Here is a 20,991-nt window from a genome sequence, read left to right on the forward strand (position 1 = left end):
TCGTTCCTCCGATCGCCCGGAATCTGAACTTCAAATCGCTCTTATTATAAGCCTCCTGGATTCGCCGGGCCAAGTCCGGGATGGAAAGAGGAAGTAAGCCGCATGATCAGGAATATCCAATACTAGATGATTCAGGGGGAGGTAGGCTCCATGTCCACCCTCAGACCACGGCGCCCGACCACGCCGTTCTGGACCAGCCTGGTCAAATACTACCGCAGTTGCCTCGGTCGAGAGCAGGAGCTGGGCATTCAGGTCCCTGCCGACCCGAACGCGCGGGTGATCCTACAAGGGCTGCAGGAGCACCTGATCACCCGCAAGGCCACCACCACCATCATCAGCGAGCCGGAGCACACGCGCCCCATTCTGGCCTACCTGAACCGGCGGGGGCGGGGCATCGGGGGCACCTTCTACTACGGCTACCCGCTCGCCCGCGACGGCGAGCAACTCGTTCCCATCTGCTGTACAGAGGTCACCCTGGGGCCCGGTTCCGCGCCGCAGACGGTGGTACTGACACGGGGCGTGAGCGAACTGCTCTTCAACCGCCGCTTCCTGCGGCTGGCCGCCGGCCTCACCGACGCGGAGATCGCCGAGCTGCAGCGGCTCTGGCTGAGCAGCCGCGGCCCCGAACCGGCGGAGCTTCTGGAGCAGTACCTGGCCGGCGTCGACCTGCAGTACGATGCGGTTCTCTTCGGGTCAGAGGGCATCGTCCAGGTCCGGGGGCCGGCCCGGGAGCTGCAGCTCATGGAGCAGCTGCGCCGGGACCGGCTGCCCGACACCATCCGCATCTTCACCGGGGAGCAGGGGCTGCCGGCGGCTCGTGAGGCCGACGACTACCTCTCCATCCTGCCCGCCGACGCCCACCAGGTGCAGGTCCTCAAGCGATGGCGGGCGCCGTTCATGGCCGTGGCCGGCCCCGCCGGCTCCGGCAGGAGCCGCACCGCGGCCAACCTCATCGCCTGCGCGGCCGCGGCGGGACAGCGGGTTCTCTTCGTAACCCCTGACGGCCGGCTGCCTGAGGAGTTCCTCCAGGCCTTCCCCGGAGTGATCCACATCGGCAGCCAGGAGGCGTGGCTCTCGTCGCTCCGCCGCGCCCTGGAGGTGCTGCAGTCGCTGAAGGAACAGGGTGAGCAGGGGCAGCGTGACCAGGAGCAGGGCGGCGCCTCCCAGCGCGATGATGCCGCCCTGCGCGATGGTACCGCCCTAGCCGATAACGCGGCCCTGGTTGATGACGCCGCCCTGGCGGCCGAGAGCCGGGCGCTCGCCCAGGAGCTGGACCGGCTCCAGGCCGAGCACCTGGAGGCCGCCTCCCTGGCCGAGCTGGGCGAGGCGATGGAGCCCGTCGCGGCCCGGGTGGAGGCGGGCCTCACCCACCACCCGCGCCGGGCGTGGATGGATTCGCTAGCGCAGCGCATCACCCCCGCCAACGCCCCGCAGTTCCGGCCCGAGCAGCTCGTCGCGCTGCGGGAGCTGCACGTGCGCGCCCTGGCCTGGGAGGACGAGGGCGGCCTCGCCGGCCGGCTGGCCCAGATGCGCCGCACCGGCCAGATCAAGAACGCCCTCCGGCAGGCGGGGATCCCGGAGTTCTGCCACCCCGAGGGCGACCTGCGGGAGCAGGTCGAGGGCCTGGGGCTGCTGATACAGGCCTACCCCCTGCTGCTGGCCCGCGCCCGCCGGCTGCTGGCGGCCAGCGCCACCGCCGACCGCCGGCAGGAGACCGCCGCCCGGGCTTCCGCCGCGGCCGAAAAGAAGGCCCAGGCGGACCGCCGGCGGCTCCGCGCCGCCTGGCTGCGGAAGGCCGCAGAGATCCGGCCCGACCTGGACAAGATCATCGAGTCGGTCACCGGCGAGATCGAGTCGCTGGAGAAGGGCGGCCCGCGCCGGTCCGTCCTCAGCCGGCAGCGGTTCACCGACCTGCTCCGGGCCTTCCCGGTGGTGGTCAGCCCCACCCTGGCGGTCGCGGGCATCGTGCCCAACGAGCCGGAGTTGTTCGACCTCTTCGTGCTCGACGACGCCGAGCGGGTCCCGATTCCGCACTTCCTGCCGGTCCTCTACCGGGCGAAGCGGGCGGTGCTGCTGGGCGATGAGGAAGGCGTCATGCCGCCCTCGAGCCTGGGGCCCGACGAGGACTCGCGCCTGCTCGGCCAGGTGGAGGAACACAACCTGGCCGCGTTCGCCTACACCGAGGTATCGCCGCTGCACCGGGCCCTGGCCGTGAGCGGCGCCCAGACCCGGCGGCTGCACGGGGCGTATTACGCCCGGGAGGCTGTGCAGTTCATCAACGTGGACGACGGGCAGACGCTGTTCCCGTCGCCGGCCGCGATCAGCCAGGCCCAGAACCCGCTGGAGGCGCGCTCCGCCGTGCTGCAGGCCACGCGGCTGCTCGACGCGGGCCTCGGCGACATCGCGCTCTGCAGCCCGTTCAGCGGGCAGGCCCGCCTGCTCCGCCAGCTCCTGACCCGGCTGGCCGATGCCGAGCGCGACCCCGGGCGGTCGTCCGCCCTGCGGCGCATCCCGGTCTACACGCTGGAGGCGCCCCTGCGCCGGCACGAGGCGGTGGTGCTCTCGCTCGTGCTGGGCACCGGCGCCACGCTCGAGAGCCTGCAGTGGCTGGGCGAGCGGCGCCGCGCCGTCCTGCGGTCTTTGGCCTGCGCCGCCCGGCGGGCCGTCGTTGTGGGGCGCCGGGCGACGCTGGCGGAGGTCGCCGGGCTGGGCGATCTGCTGAACGGCGACCAGGCGGACGACGCGGCGCAAGCCGCGGGCCTCCGGCCCGAGGCGCTGGGTCTCCTGGCGTCAGAACGGCCGGAGCACCAGGCCTGTCTCACCGTTCGCGACGCCATCGCCGAGGGGCTGGCGGGCGAGGGGCGCGAGCTCTACAACCGGCTGTCGGCCCTGCTGCGGCAGCAGCAGCCGCTGCTGGCACCGCGCCTGCCCCTCACCTGGACGCTGGGTCCGGAGCGGCTCGCCGCCCTTCCGGGGCATCTGCAGCAGGAGGCCGCCTCCGCCTACCCGCTCATCACCGTGCTCGACGGCGACAGCTTCCGGCCGCTGGCCGTGGTCGAGCTGGAGTCGGCCGAGCCGGGCCCGGCGGCGGAGATCTGCGTGCAGGCCGGCCTCAGGTACCTGGCCGTGCCGCCCGGCGACTGGGAGCAGTTGCGGGAGTTGCTGACGGGATAGCTGCGGGTCTATAGTCCCGGCGGCTCTGCATGCCGCCTGGCGCTGCATGTCTCTCGGCGCTTCACACTTCTTGGCGACGCACGCCTCTTGGCGACGCACGCCTCTTGGCGACGCACGCCTCTTGGCGACGCACGCCTCTTGGCGACGCACGCCTCTTGGCGACGCATGCCTCTTGGCGACGCATGCCTCTTGGCGACGCATGCCTCCTGGCGGTGCATTCCTCCTGGCCTGCCTTATGCTCCCCCAGGCCAGCGCAGACGGGCCTCCGCGGTCGCCTGCTCCCACTCCACCACCAGTCCCAGGGCCTCGGCCAGGGCTCGCAGGGGAACGACGGTGGTGTTCTCCTCCAGCCAGCCGGAGCAGAGCAGCCGGCCGGCCGGATCACGCACCGGAACCTGGCGCCGCGACTCGGAAAGCTGCGCCGCCACGGCGCTGAGAAACGCTTCCCACCCCCCGGGTCTGCCCCGCAGCACCCGGGGGCAGTCTTTTCCGGACCAGCGGTTGTGCTGCACAACGCACTCGGGGAAAGGCAGCAGGCTCGGTTGGGTGCGGATGAGGTGGGCCACCAGGGCGGCGGCGTTGCTCTCAGCCTTGGCCCGATCGCCGTCGGCGTTCTCGCAGATCTCGATGGCGATGGACTGCCTGTTGCCGGTGCCGTACCAGCCGTCTCCGGCGTGCCAGCCGTTGCGGTTCAGCGGGAGGTGCTGCCGGATCTCCCGGTCGTCGACGGTGAAGTGCCACATCACTTCGCGGTCGATGGCCGCCTGGCTGCGCATATAGCGGCCATGCATCTCGGCATTGGCACCGGGCGCAGGGTTGGCGGTGTCGTGGATGGTGATATAGCGCGGGGTCATGGGCAGGCTCTCCAGCGGGTGATTCTCCGGCAGCATGTCGGGGATGATGGTGATCACCTGGCCTCGCCTCCTCTCAGCGCCGTCCGGATCACGACAGAATATGTAAACTTCGGACGCGTTGTGACCTGAGGGTGAGGCTGTTGGATGGCTGGGAGGGCGCTTCCACCCCCTCACCTGGCCAAACACTGGCCTTCAAGTTGACGTAACGCCCGAGCGAAGCGGGGCTCTGCGGTTACCCGCGGCGCACCCCGGGTGGGAACCGCAAGTTTTGCGCTTTGGCATCCAGGCCGAAGCGGAAAAGTGACGGTTCCCAGTTCACCTCGGAGGGGTTGAGAGCGGTTGCGCTGCGGATTCGCCCCCGCCGGATGCGGCCAGGGCAACATAACGCGGCCTTCAAGTTGACGTAATGCCCGAGCGAAGCAGGGGTCTGCGGTTTCCCGGCCCTCGCCCCGGGTGGGAACCGCAAGTTTTTCGCTTTGGCGTCCAAGCCGAAGCGGAAAAGTGACGGTTCCCAGTTCACCTCGGAGGGGTTGAGAGCGGTTGCGCTGCGGATTCGCCGCCGCCGGATGCGGCCAGGGCAACATAACGCGCCCTTCAAGTTGACGTAATGCCCGAGCGAAGCAGGGGTCTGCGGTTTCCTCCGGCGCACCCGGAGTGGGAACCGCAAGTTTTACGCTTTGGCATCCAAGCCGAAGCGGAAAAGTGACGGTTCCCAGTTCGCCTCGGAGGGGTTGAGAGCGGTTGCGCTGCGGATTCGCCGCCGCCGGATGCGGCCAGGGCAACATAACGCGGCCTTCAAGTTGACGTAATGCCCGAGCGCAGCGGGGGTCTGAGGCTTCCCGGCCCTCGCCCCGGGTGGGAACCGCAAGTTTTTCGCTTTGGCGTCCACGCCGAAGCGAAAAAGTGCCGGGGCCGAGGCCCGGGGACCGGCTTGAAGCAGCAGGCCATCCAGAGCCGGGGGAACGACGCCTTCGTGTCTTGCTTTCCACACCATCGCAGCGTCCGGCCTGGCGTGGTCGCATACCGGATGCGCCGGAACGGCGGTGGGAACCGCGTGTTCTCGACTTGTCGGGGAAAACGGAAGCAAAAAAGGCGCCGGCTCCCGGCGCTGGTGTGGAGACCCGGGAGCCGTGCGTCAGCCAGAATGCGAACTGGTCAGCTTCATGTGCACCCAGGCAAGGGCGGGCGCGAGCTCAGGGGGCATCTCGGCGACCGGCATTCCCAGCTGCTCCGCCACCCTGCCCAGGAACTCATGGGCGCCACGCTGAACCAGCCCGGCGACTCGAACCACTTCGGCATCGGGGGCACTGCCGAGCTCGCGCCAGCCCAGGATGAGGGTCAACGCTTCGGCCAGCGGGCCGCCGCCGAAGCGCTCGATGTACCACGCAGCCGCGTCCTCCTTCGACAGCATGTCGCCCGCCATCACAGAGTACAGATGCCGGGCGCACCAGAGCGGTTCCGTCATGATCCCTTCTGCGCCCCATTCCCGGGCGGCTTTTGCGACATCCGGGCCATACGGACCCACCTGCGCCGAAACGGCACGGATGAGTTGCTCCAGACGTTCGCGCAGGTAAACGACCGGCCAGTCGTCCGGAACCTCCGGCAAATCCGACCGCACGTCCCGCCCGGCCAGAACCGCCCCGTAGCGCCGCAGGCTCACGGTATCCGGGAGCGAGAGCGGGTAGCCCTCCATCCAGCGCGCCTTGTGCCGGTACACACGCAAGGACGACGGCTGACCCGGAACGCCCCCGCCGGCAACGTTCATCGGGCCGCCCAGCACCGTCATGGGCGCTACATACAGATAGAGGAGGGTCCCCAGCGGCCTCTCCGCCAGGTGGTTCCAAAGATACAGCGCCCGCTCCCGCAGGTGTGGCGTCACCTCGCCCGGGTTGACCCAGACGATCAGGTCCACGTCGCTCCAGTTTGGGGAAAACGCGCCCAGGGTGATCCCGCCGAAGAGCACGGCCGACTCCGACTCCGGGATCTAATTCGGCAGCTCGGCGCAAAAGGTGTCCAGGAGCCGGGCCAGGGCAGGGAACTCGCGAAGGACCCGATCAACGCTCATGGTGCTGCACCTCACCATCGTGCCAGAACACACAGCTAATCCGACACGTGAAGCAGGAAGAGACGCCTGCTGAAGCCGCCCCGGGCCTCCCGCTTCTCCCGCCGGATCTGTTCAAACTGCTCCAGGGTGATCCCCTTGAACTCCAGAATCGCGTGCACCACCTCAACCAGGTCCGCCAGCTCCTCGACGCCCGGGTTCGCGCGGTACTCCTCCACCTCCTCCCCCAGCTTCTGGTTGAGGCTAAGCAGGTACTCCTCGTCACCCAGCACCCTGACCGCACACCGCTTGCCGGAAGCGGCGATGATGTCCGGAATCCGGTCTCTGACCAGCTTGTTGTAGACCCTCATCGGTTGTCCCAACTCCTCACTGCAGGAATCCGAGGCGGTCCAGCGGCCACAGCCGGACGACCGGAAAGCCCCTGACGCTGTCAGCGGGGATGGGGCCAAACCCACGGCTGTCCAGACTGTTCGGCCGGTTGTCTCCGATCACGTAGAGGTGTCCCGGCGGCACGGCCACAGGCCCGAGGTCTTCAGGGTGCGGCTGAACGGTGGGGGCCTCGGGCAAGGGCACTTCGTTGACCAGCACCACGCCGCGGCGGATCTCCACGGTATCCCCCGGCAGGCCCACCACCCGCTTCACGAGAAGGCCTTCCACACCCCTGGGATCGGTGAAGACGACGATCTCCCCCCGCTCGGGCAGGCGGTACCTGGGCGACAGAACGTTGATCAGGATGCGCTCTCCGGGAGCCAGAGTCGGGGACATCGAACTCTGGTGGACATAGCCGAACTGGAGGAGATAGTGGAAGATCAGCCACGCCAGGATGGCCGCAACCGCCAGGGTCATGATGTTCTCCCACAGGCTCTCTCTGACCCAGTCCGGTCTCGGAAGCGGCCAGCCCTTCTTGGGGGGCGTCGTGAAGTTCAAGGTGACATGTCCCCTCTGCACGCGAGCACGAATGGTATATTCCAAAATATCACGACTTGTGTCCAAAAGCGAGGGCCCGTTCCCTCCGACAACCCTGACGGCCAGGCCGCCAGGGTTTTTCTGTTTCCATACGCCCCAAACGCCCTGCGCGTGGATTATCATGAAAGAAGGAGGTTGCTGCTGTGGATGATTTCTGCATCGTGGATATCCCGCTGACGGAAGCTGTACGCCAATTGGAGGAGATGGGCTACATCTACCTCCTCACGCCGGTGAGCTGCCGCCGGACGGCCGATTTCCTGGCTGACGTTCAGGGCAGCGGCGAGGAGACCAGCGTCGCCGCCTTCCCCACCGGAGAGGACACGGCTGCGATCTGGGCCTGGGAGGAGGGCGGCTGCTGCGTTTCCGACCCGCCCATGCTCGGGCTGTCCAAGACCGAGCCGGAGTTCGGCCTGGGCAACCTGGGCTACGGTGAGGTCTGCATGCCGGACTTCGGCCCGGCCTCCCACTTCATCGCGTGCACGGTCTACGCCGTGGCCGGCGAGGAGCGCACTCCCGTCATCACGGTTTTCGATCCGATCCCGCGCGTCGGGGCCGATGTCCTGGGCGAGGACTCGTGGACGTTTGGAGAGGAGTTGGAGTTCACCGAAGCCATACACACCATCGCCGCCGGGTGGGTGGACGGCGACTACGCGGTCGTGTGGTGTCCCGACACAGATGGTCCGGTGGAGGAGTTGGTGCGGAAGCCGCCGCGCGACCGCACACCTCCCGGCCAGTGAGGGGTCGTCACTGCAGCCGCTCCGGCCATCCGGCCGGAGCGGCTTTCGCGCAGGCAAGCAGGAACCGGAGGACGTCGCCTCCGGTTCCCCTGCGGTGTTTACTTGGCCCTCAGGTTCCAGTTGCTCGCCTCGAACCTGTCGCCGAGGCTGTAATTCCCCCAGTAGCCCCAATCGACCCAGATCCAGATCTGGTACTTTGCGGGCCAGTCGCGGGGGACGCGGGGATCCTCCGGACCGTCTGCCCCCACCCAGTCCACCTTCGCGCCGAAGGCCTCGGCGATGAACCGCAGAGGCACCAGCGTCCGGTTATCCTTCAGGATGGTGGGCTGGTCCATTTCCACGACCCGTCCGTTGACCGTCGCCGTGTCCTCGCCAATCAGGAAGTGGATCCTGAGACCTTCGCGCTCGATCAGCACATCCCGCGGCTTATCCGGCGTCCAGGTCACCTTCGCACCCAGCGCCTCCGCCACAAAGCGGATCGGCACCAGTGTGCGTCCGGTTTCAGGGTTAATCCAGGGTTTCACATCGTCGAACACGACCTGCTTCCGGTCCACCGCCACCACGGGATGCAGCGGCGTTCCGCTGGTTGTCCGCGGCATATCCGCCCGCGTCTGATCAACCAGTTCTGTATCGTGGAGCCAGCCACTGCTGTCGTCCGTCCCGTGGTCGATACCATCTGTGATGATCTCGCCGCAGTACTCCGGCGCCTCGTCACAGATGTTCAGGGCGACAGCGGAAGCAGGATTCAGCATCCCTACGCTTGCCAGCGTCAGTACTGCCACCAGGACGGCGGCGACTTTGGTCAGGCTCTTCCGATGCCACCCTTTCACCGTCACTTCGTCCCTCCTGCTCTTCGTTTACACTATAATAGTTTCACTCATAGACGCATTCCCCTGCCGGCCTCTCCGCTCTGCAGCCTCAAACCGTGGCAGCAGACACGGAAGGCCCGGTCACGCGCAGAAAGCCGCCCCGGCCCAACGGCCGGAGCGGCTCACTTCATGGCTCTGGCGGGAGTATGTGGGAATCGAACCCACCAGCCGCAGGATCACTACGGCTCAAGCGGTTTTGAAGACCGTGCGGGCCACCAGGACCCGATCTACTCCCATCCGCACCATGACTATACCACAGCCGAAGCAACCCTGCAACGGCTCCCTCAGCCCCGGTTCAGCCGCACCGGAGGCAGCACCAGGGTGAGCAGCAGGGCCGGCACGACCAGCGCCGCGATGGACCGCATCACCACGAGCACCCCGAAGTGGTCGGCCACCACCCCGAGCACGGAGGTGCCCACGCCGCCCATGCCGAAGGCCAGGCCCAGGTTCAGTCCCGAGGCCAGCCCCAGGCTGCGGGGCATGTACTCCTGGGTCATCACCAGGGTGGTCGTGAAGGTGGAGACCACCAGGAAACCGGCGCCGAAGAGGCACAGCAGGAGCGGCCAGCCCTCCAGGCTGGAGAGAATAGCCTGCAGAGGCAGAAGCAGGCCGAAGGAGGCGACCAGCACCGGCTTCGTGCCGAAGCGGTCCGCGAGCGGCGCGCCCAGCAGCGTGCCCAGGACCCCGGCCAGCAGGTAGGTCATCTGCACCAGGCCGGCCGTCGCCCGGTCGTTGCCCAGCACATCGATCCAGAAGAAGGGCACGTAGGTCGTCATGCCCAGGTGGATGACCGACCGCAGAATCACCACCAGCGTGATCAGCACCGTGCCCCGCCAGTTGGTCTCGCCGGGCTCCGCCTCCTCCCGACTCCGGGCGACGGCCTCCTGCTCGTGCGCCCGCCAGCGGGGCAGCAGCCGGACCAGCACGGCGGCGAGCAGGACCGGCAGCAAGGCGGCCAGCCCCGTCCCCCTGAGGCCGAAGGCAGCCAGCAGCCCGGCGGCGAAGGCCGGCCCCAGGGCGTAGCCCAGGTTGCCGCCCACGCTGTAGATCGCCATGCCCAGCGCCCGGCGGTCTCCGGCCAGGTTGTGGGCCGCGTGCGCCCCCTCGGGATGGAACGCCGCGTTGCCCAGGGCGCTGATCACCACCGCGGCCAGCACCAGCCAGTAGTTGGTGAGGTAGCCCACCGCCGCCAGCCCCAGGCCGGCCAGGACCAGGCTGAAGGGCAGCAGCCACCGCATCTCCGAACGGTCGCTGATGATGCCGAAGATCGGCTGGGTGAAGGTCGAGGTCAGATTGGCGAACAGCGGAATGAGGCCGACCATGGCGTACGAGAGCGAGTAGGCCTCGCGCATGGCCGGCAGGAGCGCGATGATGGCGCCGGAGGTCAGGTCAATCACGGCGTGCGTCAGGCTCAGCACCAGCAGAAAAGAAAAGACCGGCCGGCCTGCCGACATCGTCTGATTCAAGAGCGCAGTTCCCCCTCGCACGACGGTTATCCAATGAGTTACCGCTGACTGGCTTTCGCCCCACGGCCCCGCAGATCCTTCCCGGGGCCGGTGGAGGAGTCTGCACCGATGAGTCGAAACAGAGCGGAATGGAACCCCTGACACGCAGCAATCGCTACGACGGAAGTGGTGAACCGGTGAAGAAGACGTATTGGGCACTGGGGCTGGTGATGCTGTTTCTTGGCCTCATGTTGACCACGCAGTTCCGCATCACCAGCGAACAGAATATCGACCCGACCCGGCTCCGGGTCGACGAGCTGATCGCCGCCCTCACGGACCGCGAGGCGGAGCTGGCGACCGCGGAGGAGCGCATCCGCGCCCTGGAGCGGGAGGTCGCCGAGCTGCGCCGGTCGCTGGAATCGCCCTCGCAGGCGGCGGAGATGGAGCGGCTGCGGCTGCTGGCCGGCACCACCGCGGTCACGGGGCCCGGCGTGGTCGTCACCCTGTCGGAAACGCCGGAGGCGGTCACCGCGGCGAACCGGGTGGCGGATGAAGACATCTGGCGGGTGGTCAACGAACTGTTCACCGCCGGCGCGGAGGCCATCGCCGTGGGCGGCGTGCGGCTCACGTCGGTGAGCGGCATCCGCAACGTCGGCGAGCGCATCCTCGTCAACGAGACGATGATCGCCCCGCCGGTGGAGATTCACGCGATCGGCGACCCGGCGGTGCTGGACGCCTCCCTGAAGCTGCGCGGGGGCGTCATCGATCTGCTCGCCCGGTGGGGCATCAAGGTCACAGTCGTAAAGAGCGACAGCCTGACGCTGCCGCCCCTGAAGATGTCGCCTTCGTTCATGTACGCCAAGCCGGCCGAGTCGCCGGGAACCTGAGGTCCGCCGCTAAGGCAGCAGCCGGCCGCTGCGGGTGTAGACCACCATGTGCTTCGGGCTGCGGGCGTAGCCCACCAGATCCATGCCCAGGTGGGTCGCGAGCCGCACCGCCTGGTCGGTGGCGGCCGTGAGCGTCGCGCCCACGGCGATCTGGGCCCGGCCCAGCTTGGTGGCCGCCTCGTAGCTGATGCGGCCGGAGCTCACCGCCACCACCTGCGTGAAGTCCCAGCCGGCCCGGAAGGCGGCGCCGATGGCCTTGTCCAGGGCGTTGTGCCGGCCGATGTCCTCGCGCACGATCATCTCGCCGGTCGCCAGGTTCTTCAGCCCCGCGCCGTGCACGCCTCCGGTCGCCGCGTAGAGCGGCGTGTTCCGCTGCATCTCCTTCACCCAGTCCAGCAGGTCGGCCACCCGCACCTTCAGCGGGTGGTCCACCTTTTTCAGCATCAGCGCGTCCTTCAGGGAGCTGAACGTCACCCCCTTGCCGCAGCCCGCGGTGAGGTAGCGCTTGCGGGTGCTGGCGTCCGGCAGGTCGGCAAGGCCGGGCAGGTCGGCCCAGATCATGCCCCGGTCCTCGTCCACCGAGAGCCGGGCCACCTCGCCCAGGTCCCGGATGATCCCTTCCCCAAAAAGAAAACCGATCGCCCAGTCATCGAGATGGCTGGGCGTCGTCTGCAATGTCACGACCTCCTGGTCGTTGATGTACAGGGTGGCCGGCCGCTCCACCGGCATGGGCGGCATTTGGTCGAGTGCGATCATGCAACCCCCTCCTCCGTCAGCTCGCGTCAGCCAGCAGCCCCTTCGTGGCCACCAGCGCGGAGCGCAGGATCTCCCCGGGGCGTTCGCGCCAGACCCGCTGGCAGGTGCCCAGGAGGTCCGCGATCCCGATGCCGCCCCGCCGCCTGCGCGGCGGCAGGTCAGCCAGGAACCGGGCCGCCTCGGGCCCCAGCCGGCGGAGCGCGGCCTCCTCGCCGTCCGAGAAGATCGCCCCCACGCCGCGGCGGTACGCGATCTCCGTGAGAAGTTCGATGGGCTCGGGCAGCATCCCTGCCTGGATCAGCGCCTCGGCCAGGGCGACCAGCCGCTCCGCCGTCGGGGCGTCCAGCCCCAGGTCGCCGGCCCGCCCGGCGTTGGGGGAAAGCTTCGCCGCGCAGGCAATGTTGCAGCCCGTGCAGCGGGAGGGGATGGCCATCGTGTCCCGCACCATCACCGCCTTGACCCGCTTGCGCCCCAGCGCGGCCGCGACGCCGCTGCCGCCGGCGAAGTGGCCCTCGTGCACCATCGTGGAGAAGGGCACGTTGTAGTCCGCCGCCGGCCCCAGCACCATGTTCGCCCAGTAGGGACCCGCCTCCAGGTAGAGCTCCCGGGCCACGTCGGGCACCTCCAGGCCCCACAGGTGGCCGGCATCCAGGAGTCGCACCCCGTCCGGCTCCAGCACCAGCACGCCGGGCCGGTCCAGCCTGCCGTCGATCACGACGGCGTCGTAGCCCGATCCCTTCAGGGCCGCCGCCATCCGGCCGCCCATGGAAGAGAAGACCGTCCGCCCGCCGGCGGCCGCGCCCATGGCCAGCCGCCCGGCCATGGCGTCGGAGAGGGGACCGGTGGCCAGGGCGACCCGCGTGGCCGCCCCGGCCTCCCGCGCCGACGGGGCCTCTGCGAGCAGACTCGCGACGAACCCCGCGCCGCCGATATAGCCCCGCTTCAGGGCGGTCGGCGTGCTCTCCACTCGGGCGGTGCGCCGCGTGAGGTCCACGTACAGGATCTGCTCCGCATAGGCCCACGTCGTCACGGGCGTTCCCTCCTCCGTTGCCGCAGCAGCCTAGTCCCCCACTGCCTCCAGCCCCTCGGTCTCCTGCTTGCGCGGCCCGAGGATGGAGGGCAAGGTCTCCACGAACCAGGTGTAGATGACCACCGTGCCTGCGGTCGCGCCGACGGTGAACAGGATCTCCGGAATGGTCGGCGTGTACTGGGCGTTCAGGGCACCCATCAGGGCGGTGAAGCCGACGTTCAGCCGCAGGGCGATCATGCCCAGCACGGTCAGCAGGCCGCCGGCCATCAGGCCCTTCTGGGTGAACCGCGCCCTCGAGAAGAGGATCGCGATCGGGGCCACGTAGCCCAGCAGGATCTCACCCCACCAGAGCGCCGTCTCAACCCGGGGCACGAAGATCTGGTGGATCTGCCCCTCGGCCGCCATCGCGCCCAGCCGCCAGATGAGCACCACGCTCAGGATGCCGGCGACCCAGGGCGCCAGCCGGGCCAGCAGGCCGGTCTCGAACTTGAGCTTGTAGTACCGGCTGGTCAGCGTCTCCAGGACCATCATCATGGCCATGCCGGTGGCGATCGAGGTCAGCAGGTAGACGTAGTTGAGCCAGGGGTGGTACCACAGCGGATCCATGCGCTTGCCGGTGATCATGAACAGGGTGCCCAGCGAGGAGTGGTGCATCGTCGAGAGCAGCACGCCCACCAGCACGAACCCCGGCAGGATCTTGTGGAGAAGGTGGTCGGCCCGCTTCACCCAGGGCCGCTTCTGCTCTTCGGCCACCCGGCTGATGTTTTCAAAGAACAGCACGATCAGGTAGAGCGCCACGCACCAGGCGATCTCGAACAGCGGCGAGTGCAGGTTGCCGCCGAAGACGATCGGGTTGATGATGCGCCACGGAATGCCGATGTCAAAGGCCAGCCGGACGCCCATGGAGAGGTACATGATGGCCGCCCAGATCACCGCCCGGCGGTTCAGGTACTCGTACCGCTCACCGCCCGGGGTGAAGTAGCGGATGAAGGCCATCACGAACCCGGTGGCGCCCAGGGGCACCACGACGACGACGTCGAAGATCTTCCACAGACCCCACGGCATCGAGTCGTTCAGCCCCGTGGTGGCCCCCAGGCCCAGGAAGAGCCGGATCACGGCGACGACCGCCGCTGCGGCGAAGAGGGCGAGCAGCAGCCCCTTGCCCGGCGTCATCCGCCAGCGCCACCACTCCATCCTGAGGAGCTTGGTCGGCTTCGGGGTCGCGTTCATCGTGCTCATGCCTCACCGCCCCCCTTCTGCTCCGCCTCCAGCCTGGCCCGCCGGTTCGAGTAGGCCATGAGCCCCAGCGAGAGCACCGCCGCGCCGCCCACCAGGGCCGGCAGCTGCCGCATGGCCTTCCAGGTGAAGCCGGGCACCGACTCGGTGGTGACGCCGGTGTTCAGGGTGGTCAGGTCCAGCGGCACGGAGGAGATGTACATGACGGCGGTTCCGCCGGCCTCGTGCTCGCCGTAGACGTGGTCGACGTACCTGCCGTTGCCCTCGGCGATGCGCTGCTTGGCCAGGGCCAGGAGCTCCTCCCGCTCGCCGAAGAGGATGGCGCCGCTGGGGCAGGTGGCCGCGCACGCCGGCTCCAGCCCCTCCGAGATGCGGTCGTAGCAGAGGGTGCACTTCTGCATGCGGGGCACCGGCTTGTCGTACTCGTACTTGGGCACGCCGAAGGGGCAGCCCAGCTGGCAGTAGCGGCAGCCGATGCACTTGTCGTGATCGATGGTGACCGCGCCGTTCTCCTGCCGCTTGATGGCCCCCGCGATGCAGACCGACTCGCAGGCGGGCTCCAGGCAGTGCATGCAGCCCGACTTGGTGAAGGTGGCCACGGTGCGGCCGTTCACCTCGGCGGTCAGGAAGTCGATGGTGGTCCAGGTGTAGGCCGAGCGCTTCTGGGGGTTGGTGAAGTCGGTCCCCAGGCTCGTCTCCTCTCCGGGCAGGTCGTTCCACTGCTTGCAGGCCACCTGGCAGCCCCGGCAGCCCATGCACTTGGAGAGGTCGATCAGCATCCCGTACGTCATGAGCTTACCCCCTTACCGGGCCGGAGCCGCCGGCCTTCTTCACATTGCACAGGAACGCCTTGTACTCGGGGATCTGGGTGTTGGCGTCGCCCACGTGCGGCGTGAGCACGTTGGCCGAGGCGCCGGTGAACTGGCCCATGAAGCCCCAGTGCCAGGGCATGCCGACGATCTCGACCTCCCGGCCGTGCACCCGCACGGGCCGCATGCGGGGCGTGACCATCGCCGGGGCGACCAGGGAGCCGCGTACGGTGGTCACTTCCACCCGGTCGCCGGGCTGCACGCCCAGCTTGGCGGCCAGGCTCGGCGAGATCTCCACGAACATATCGGGCATCATCTCGCCCAGCCACGGCAGCGAGCGGGTCATCGCGCCGGACTGCCAGTGCTCGGTCACCCGGTAGGTGGTGCAGATGTACGGGAAGTTGGGGTCCTCGGCCCGGGTCAGCTGTCCGAATTCGCCCTTCCCGGAGATGATGGTGACGGGGTTGAACTGCCGCTTGTTCAGCCGGTTCGTCACGGGCGACTCCACCGGCTCGTAGTGCTCGGGGATGGGGCCGTCCTTCATGCCGGACGGGGACCACAGTGCGCCCACGCCCTCCTGCATCATGATGAACGGGTTCTGCGCCGAGACCTCCGGCGGGTTGGTGGCGACGAAGTCGGGCACGTCCTGCGCGATGAACTTCTCGCCGTCCCACCGGAAGAGCGGCCGCTCCGGATCCCACGGCTGCCCGTGCTCGTCCACCGAGCAGCGGTTGTAGAGGATGCGCCGGTTGACCGGCCAGGCCCAGGCCCAGCCCAGGTGGGTGCCCAGGGTGCCCGGCTCGTCCTTCACCCGGCTGCGGCACTTCGGGGTCTCGAAGTTGTCGAAGTAGCCGGAGTAGATCCAGCAGCCGCAGGCGGTGGAGCCGTCGTCCTGCAGGTTGCCGAAGGTGGTGAGCCCGACGCGGTCGTCCCAGGTGTAGCCGTTGATCTCGAAGGCCACCTTCTCCGCCGACGGGTGGTCGCCGTCGTCGTAGTCCCAGTGCAGCTTCAGGATGGGATCGGGGAAGGCGCCGCCCTCGGTGGCGTAGAGCTCACGCAGTTTCTTGTAGAGCCGGTCCGCGATCCAGAGGTCGTCGTGCGCGTCGCCCATGGGCTCCACGGCCTTGTCGCGCCACTGGATCCAGCGGCCGGAGTTGGTGACGGTGCCGCACTTCTCGTAGGAGGCTGCGGCAGGCAGCAGGAAGACCTCGGTCTGAATCTCTTCCGGGTTCATGCCCGGGCCCTTCCAGAAGGCCGCCGTCTCCGTCTCGAAGAGGTCCACCACCACCAGCCAGTCCAGGTTGGCCAGGGCCGAACGCTCCCTGGTGACGTTGGGCCCGCCCACGGCGAAGTTCTGGCCCCAGGCGAAGAGGCCCTTCAGTTCGCCGCGGCCCATGGCCTCGAAGATGGACATGTGGGAATGATCCCGGTGGTCCAGCTTCGGCAGGTAGTCGTAGGCGAAGTCGTTCTCGGCCGTCGCGTTCTCGCCCCACCAGGCCTTCAGCAGCGACACCATGAACTTGCGCCGGTTCGACCAGTAGCCCGACTTCGGGGTGGTCGCCTGGTACGCCTCCAGGGTCGGATGCGCCGCCGCGGACGGCATGGGCAGGTAGCCGGGCAGGTTGTTCCAGAGCATGGCCATGTCGGTGGAGCCCTGTACGTTGGACTCGCCCCGGTGGGCGTTCACGCCGCCGCCCGGAATGCCGATGTTGCCCAGGAGCAGCTGCAACATGGCCACCGCCCGCACGTTCTGCGAGCCGTGGGACGACTGGGTGATGCCCATGGCGTACATGATGTTGCCCGCCTTGTCGGGCCGGCCGGTGGAGGTGAAGAGCTCCGCGACTTCGATGAACTCCTCGACCGACATGCCGCAGGTCTCGGCGACCATCTCGGGCGTGTACCGCGCGTAGTGCTTCTTCATGAGCTGGAAGACGCACTGCGGGTGCGTGAGGGTCGGGTCCTTCCTGACGTTGCCCTCCTCATCCCGCTGGTACTGCCAGGTGGTGGTGTCGTACTTCACCTGGCCGTCCTCGCCCACCTGGGCGCCGGAGAAGAGGCCGTCCTCGAACTTGAAGTCAGGGTGGATGAGGTAGCTGGCGTTGGTGTACTTGGCCACGTACTCGTGGAAGTAGCGGCCGTGGGTCATGGCGTAGTTCATCAGCCCGCCCAGGAAGGCGATGTCGGTGCCCGGGCGGATCTGCACGTACAGGTCGGCCTTGGCGGCCGTGCGGTTGAACTTGGGGTCAACCACAATGAGCTTGGCACCCCGGGTCTCCCGCGCCTTGTCGATCCAGCGCATCGAGATGGGGTGGTTCTCCGCCGGGTTGGTGCCCAGCACCATGAACACGTCGGTGTTCTGGTAGTCGTTCCAGTGGTTCGTCATCGCGCCGCGTCCAAACGTAGGGGCCAGACCGGCCACCGTGGAGCTGTGTCAGAGACGGGCGTGATGTTCGAGGCGGACAATACCCAGGCCGCGCATCAGCTTGGCCAGGACGTAGTTCTCCTCGTTGTCGAGCGCCGCCGACCCGATGTGGGCCATGGCGAACGTGCGGTTGACGGTGACGCCGTTTTCGTCCACCCGCTCGAACGTGGCGTCGCGGGCCGCCTTCACGTTGCGGGCAATGCGCTCAATCGCCCAGTCCCAGTCCTTCTCCTCCCAGTCGGTGGCGCCAGGGGCCCGGTAGAGCACCTTGGTCAGCCGGCGCGGGTTGGGCTTGTACTGGTTGTTCTTGTCGGCGATCACGCGCAGGTTCGCGATGGACGCGCCCTTGGGGCACAGCGTGCCCTCGTTGATCGGGTGGTCGGGGTCGCCGTTGACGTGGACGACCTCGCCGTCCTTCACCCAGACCTGGATGCCGCAGCCCACCGAGCAGTAGCAACAGATCGTACGGTAATCCTTCGCGCCCTCGATCTTCAGCTCGCCCCGCGGTTTGGCCTCCGCGGCGTTGCCGAGCTCCAGCAGAGAGAGGGCGCCCCTACCGCCAACGAGCTCTTCAAGAGATCGCGTCGGGTTAGGGTCAAGCTTTCCACCCCCATATGCGACGTCCGTCACGTCCACGACTTAGGTGCCATATCGCGCCATCCGGTGAGACGTACGGTTTAGTTCTCATCATACCTTTGGCTACAGCGGCGGGAAATAGCGCAGGAAGGAGGTTTCGCAATAGCACAGTTGGCCCCTGGGTCTAATTGTTAGGAAGATAACAAACCCCCGCAGGGGATGTGACATCCTTCACAAGTCGGTTGTGCGAATCTTGTGCATCACTTTCGGACTAGTGCTTTGGTCTATCTCGGTCATTGTCAAGTATCTTTTCGGCTCTGATATCTTACGTTTTGGCAACGATGCGCCGGCGGCGGGCGGCAGGGCTCCGCCGACAGGCCGCCGCCCACCAGCCATATGGCCGTGTCCGTTCGGGGCATGCGTCAGCGCGTGTATAGCACGTCGGTACTGGTCCCCATGTGTCACTCTCGGGCTAGACTCTGTTTGTGAAGACTATCACGAACGTGGTACCAGTTTCCCATAACGATCCGTCCCTTTGCAGTTTACACGTCCGAACACCCCGCCGCGGGACCCGGCGGAAGACAGGCGCTGCCTTCCGGTGCGTGAATCTTGCAGGAATGTAAGATAGATCCGCGTTTCTGTAAGGCAATTTGCGGGCAGGCCGGAGCCGCAGTTGCTACGCTGAAGGCAGGAACAACCACATCTGAGGAGGTTCATGCCTGATGCGCACCTTCCTGAAACGCGCAGCCCGGCTGCTGACACGCGCCGCCTGGCTGCTGGTCACGTGCGCGACCCTGACCGGGCTGGCCGTGCCGACGGCAACCGCCGCTTCGCCCGCAACCGCTTCTTCATCCGCACCCGCTTCTTCGTCCGCAGCGGCCGCTTCTCCGGCCAGCGCCGAGCCCGTCCCCATCGATCTCCCCCGTTTCCCGACCAAGCCCACAGAGGTCGTGATCATCGGCACCATGCACTCGGCCCAGCTGGAGTTCGAGGCGCACAGCCCGGCGCGGATCCGGGCACTGCTGAACCGCATCGACCCCGCGGCCGTGGGCGTGGAGACGCCCCCCGAGTGGTACGCGGAAGGCATCTACTTCGAAATCGCCTACGAGTCGTACGGAGTGGCCGTGCCCTGGGCCATGGAGAAGGGGAAAGAGGTCCGGCCCATCGACTGGATGGCTCCGGCGCTGGAGCAGATCGGAGCCCTCGCGTGGCCGTCCGTGCAGCCGGAGCCGGCGGCCGCCGATGAGGACGAGCGGCTCCCCACCTATACCGAGCTCCTCGAGTCCTGGGATGTGCCGCCCCTGCTCTTCGCCGACACGCCCGAGTGGCACGGGGCAGTCAACCGGGCCTACGCCAACGCCGACGCCAGCCCCAACCCGTACAGCGAGGCCGGACGGCGCTACATGCTTTACCGCAACCTGATCATCGCGCGGCACATCGTCAACATGGCGGCCGACCACGAAGGACAGCGGGTGGCCGTCCTGATCGGCGCCGCGCACAAGCCGGACCTGGATCTCTTCCTGTCCGCGGTGCCCAACATCGTCGTCCGCCAGGCCTCCGAATGGGCCGGTCCGACCGCGGCGGAGGTGGCCGCGGAGGAGCGGCGGGCGGACCACCTGGCCATCCTCTGGTACAACCTGGCCGGCAGCCGGGTGCAGCCTGAGGACGTCGATCTCGCCCGCATGGACCGGCTGCTGGCCGGATTGGAGCGGGAAACGCCCCTCGATCCCGAGGTGCGCTTCCTGCGGGCCCGCTGGCACCATCTCCGGGGCGACACGGTGCGTGCGGTGGCCCTGTACACCGCCCTGGCCTGGGGTGCGCAGTGGGAGGACCGCCCCTTCACCTTCCCTGACCGCAGCCTGTACCAGCGCATGATCGACTGGGGGAACGCCGCCGACCCGTGGGGCCCGCCGGTGGAATACGGCCTCGACAACGTCTTCTCGTCGGTGGGCAACCTGACCGTCCGGCAGCGGGTGCTCTACGAACTGGCCCTGCAGCAGCAGAATCCGGCGGCCCGCGAGCGGGCCCGGTCCGAGCTGGTCAAGGAGCAACTGACCGACAGGCAGCGCGGGCAGCTCCAGGCGCTGCTGGACCCCCCGGCTGCGGAATCGCCCTGATCCCCCACCGCGGGTGGCATCGAAACCGCCGGGCGCCTGCAGGTCTCACCTCGCAGGCGCCCGGCGCGCGGGTAGGGACTGGCCCGGCGTATGCAGAAGCTATTACGTGCACGAACGGTGGGAGGGACCCCGACTTGCTGCATCTGCTGGAAAGCTTCTGTGCCGCGGCCGAGACCGGCAGCCTGAACAAGGCCGCCGAGATGCTGCACCTGTCTCAGCCCGCCATCACGCGGCAGATCAAGTCTCTGGAGGCCCAGCTCGGGGCCGTGCTGCTGAACCGCACGCCCCGGGGGGTGGAACTGACGCCGGCCGGACAGGCCGTGCTGCCCCACGCCCGCGCGGCCCTGGCCGCCGTGGCCGCGTGCCGCCACGCGGCCGCCCAGGCCTCCGGCGTCGGCCCGGGCCGGCTCCGCATCGCCGCGGGGCTGATCATCACCCTCTACACCCTGCCCCCGGTCATCACCGCCTTCCGCGAGGCCTACCCCGCCATCCCCGTCGACCTGCGGCCCGGGCACAACCGGGACGTGCTCAACCAGCTCCTCGAATACGAGGTCGACGTCGCCTTCCTCCTCTCCCGCGTGTCAGCGCCGGGGGTCAAGGCGATCAAGCTCTTCTCCGATCCCATGCTGCTGGTCAGCCATCCGGAGGCCGAGCCGCTCCACCGGCTGCGCGACCTGGCCGGCCGGACCCTGCTGGTGCTGCAGCCGGGCGCGGGCATGCGCGGCGAGGTGGAGCAGGCCCTGGCGGAGCAGGGCGTTTCTTGCCGGCTGGTGGAGCACCCTACCGTGGAGACCATCAAGACCGCGGTGATGCTCCAGATGGGCGTCACCGTTCTGCCGGCCTCCGCGGTACGGGAGGAAGTGCGCGACGGGCGCCTGGCCGCCCGGCCCATCGCGGACTGGCCGGGGCCCGGCCGCACCGTGCGCGCCTACGTGCGCGCCGAGGGCGTGCTGCCCGAGCAGGTGCGGACCTTCATTCACATGGTGAAGCAGCACTACCGCGACGGCTGACCGCCCTTTGACGGCGGGATGCCGGTGCGTTATTCTTTCGT

Annotated in this window: 15 protein-coding genes, 1 tRNA gene and 1 pseudogene; 5 read left to right on the top strand and 12 right to left on the bottom strand. The window is 68.2% G+C overall.

Features of this window, described 5'->3' with window-relative positions; all coding sequences use genetic code 11:
- The first annotated feature begins 150 nt into the window (after window positions 1-150).
- Window positions 151-3,174 (top strand): hypothetical protein, encoded by a 3,024-nt coding sequence (locus ACZ45O_RS10040; RefSeq protein ID WP_464852689.1) that lies wholly within the window; start codon window positions 151-153, stop codon window positions 3,172-3,174.
- A 233-nt stretch (window positions 3,175-3,407) separates the two neighbouring features.
- On the opposite strand, the gene ACZ45O_RS10045 is transcribed toward ACZ45O_RS10040, so the two are convergent.
- The 4 genes from ACZ45O_RS10045 to lepB all read right to left on the bottom strand — a co-directional run bounded on the left by ACZ45O_RS10045 (window position 3,408) and on the right by lepB (window position 7,017).
- Window positions 3,408-4,085 (bottom strand): peptidoglycan recognition protein family protein, encoded by a 678-nt coding sequence (locus ACZ45O_RS10045; protein ID WP_464852691.1) that lies wholly within the window; start codon window positions 4,083-4,085, stop codon window positions 3,408-3,410.
- Between the two features lie 1,078 nt (window positions 4,086-5,163).
- Complete coding sequence (locus ACZ45O_RS10050) at window positions 5,164-5,991, bottom strand: hypothetical protein (RefSeq protein WP_464852692.1); 828 nt, start codon at window positions 5,989-5,991, stop codon at window positions 5,164-5,166.
- Between the two features lie 137 nt (window positions 5,992-6,128).
- On the bottom strand, window positions 6,129-6,440 hold the full coding sequence (locus tag ACZ45O_RS10055) for a phosphoribosyl-ATP pyrophosphohydrolase (RefSeq protein ID WP_464852694.1): 312 nt from the start codon (window positions 6,438-6,440) through the stop codon (window positions 6,129-6,131).
- A 16-nt stretch (window positions 6,441-6,456) separates the two neighbouring features.
- Window positions 6,457-7,017 carry a signal peptidase I gene (lepB, locus tag ACZ45O_RS10060; protein ID WP_464852695.1) on the bottom strand — a complete coding sequence of 187 codons (561 nt, stop codon included), beginning with the start codon at window positions 7,015-7,017 and terminating at the stop codon, window positions 6,457-6,459.
- A gap of 182 nt (window positions 7,018-7,199) precedes the next feature.
- Between lepB and ACZ45O_RS10065 the strand changes: the two genes are divergently transcribed.
- Window positions 7,200-7,793: a hypothetical protein gene (locus ACZ45O_RS10065; protein WP_464852697.1), complete on the top strand. Its 594-nt coding sequence runs from the start codon at window positions 7,200-7,202 to the stop codon at window positions 7,791-7,793.
- 98 nt (window positions 7,794-7,891) lie between these two features.
- Here the strand turns inward: ACZ45O_RS10065 and ACZ45O_RS10070 are convergent, their stop codons facing one another.
- From ACZ45O_RS10070 to ACZ45O_RS10080, 3 genes are all read right to left on the bottom strand, one after another.
- On the bottom strand, window positions 7,892-8,629 hold the full coding sequence (locus ACZ45O_RS10070) for a copper amine oxidase N-terminal domain-containing protein (protein WP_464852699.1): 738 nt from the start codon (window positions 8,627-8,629) through the stop codon (window positions 7,892-7,894).
- Between the two features lie 169 nt (window positions 8,630-8,798).
- A tRNA-Sec gene (locus ACZ45O_RS10075) sits at window positions 8,799-8,897 on the bottom strand.
- Window positions 8,898-8,946: 49 nt separating this feature from the next.
- Entirely contained in the window at window positions 8,947-10,128 is a 1,182-nt protein-coding gene (locus ACZ45O_RS10080; RefSeq protein ID WP_464852700.1) for an MFS transporter, read from the bottom strand.
- Between the two features lie 176 nt (window positions 10,129-10,304).
- On the opposite strand from ACZ45O_RS10080, the gene ACZ45O_RS10085 reads away from it, so the two are divergent.
- Complete coding sequence (locus ACZ45O_RS10085) at window positions 10,305-10,994, top strand: DUF881 domain-containing protein (RefSeq protein WP_464852702.1); 690 nt, start codon at window positions 10,305-10,307, stop codon at window positions 10,992-10,994.
- A gap of 9 nt (window positions 10,995-11,003) precedes the next feature.
- Here ACZ45O_RS10085 and fdhD read toward each other — a convergent pair whose 3' ends face one another.
- From fdhD to fdnG, 5 genes and pseudogenes are all read right to left on the bottom strand, one after another.
- Window positions 11,004-11,750 (bottom strand): formate dehydrogenase accessory sulfurtransferase FdhD, encoded by a 747-nt coding sequence (gene fdhD / locus ACZ45O_RS10090; protein ID WP_464852704.1) that lies wholly within the window; start codon window positions 11,748-11,750, stop codon window positions 11,004-11,006.
- A gap of 16 nt (window positions 11,751-11,766) precedes the next feature.
- A complete protein-coding gene (locus ACZ45O_RS10095) occupies window positions 11,767-12,780 on the bottom strand; it encodes an aldehyde ferredoxin oxidoreductase N-terminal domain-containing protein (protein WP_464852706.1) in 1,014 nt (337 codons plus the stop codon).
- A 30-nt stretch (window positions 12,781-12,810) separates the two neighbouring features.
- Window positions 12,811-14,019 carry a polysulfide reductase NrfD family protein gene (locus ACZ45O_RS10100; RefSeq protein WP_464852708.1) on the bottom strand — a complete coding sequence of 403 codons (1,209 nt, stop codon included), beginning with the start codon at window positions 14,017-14,019 and terminating at the stop codon, window positions 12,811-12,813.
- Window positions 14,016-14,807: a 4Fe-4S dicluster domain-containing protein gene (locus ACZ45O_RS10105; protein ID WP_464852710.1), complete on the bottom strand. Its 792-nt coding sequence runs from the start codon at window positions 14,805-14,807 to the stop codon at window positions 14,016-14,018. The genes ACZ45O_RS10100 and ACZ45O_RS10105 overlap by 4 nt, the downstream gene beginning before the upstream one ends.
- Before the next feature lie 4 nt (window positions 14,808-14,811).
- Window positions 14,812-17,861 (bottom strand): annotated as a pseudogene (gene fdnG, locus ACZ45O_RS10110) (formate dehydrogenase-N subunit alpha).
- 684 nt (window positions 17,862-18,545) lie between these two features.
- Here fdnG and ACZ45O_RS10115 point away from each other — a divergent pair.
- Entirely contained in the window at window positions 18,546-19,940 is a 1,395-nt protein-coding gene (locus tag ACZ45O_RS10115) for a hypothetical protein (RefSeq protein ID WP_464852712.1), read from the top strand.
- 134 nt (window positions 19,941-20,074) lie between these two features.
- The gene (locus ACZ45O_RS10120) at window positions 20,075-20,950 is read left to right on the top strand and encodes a LysR family transcriptional regulator (RefSeq protein ID WP_464852714.1); all 876 of its coding nucleotides are present in this window, start codon (window positions 20,075-20,077) and stop codon (window positions 20,948-20,950) included.
- Window positions 20,951-20,991: the final 41 nt, after the last annotated feature.

Source organism: Symbiobacterium turbinis (assembly GCF_055383075.1).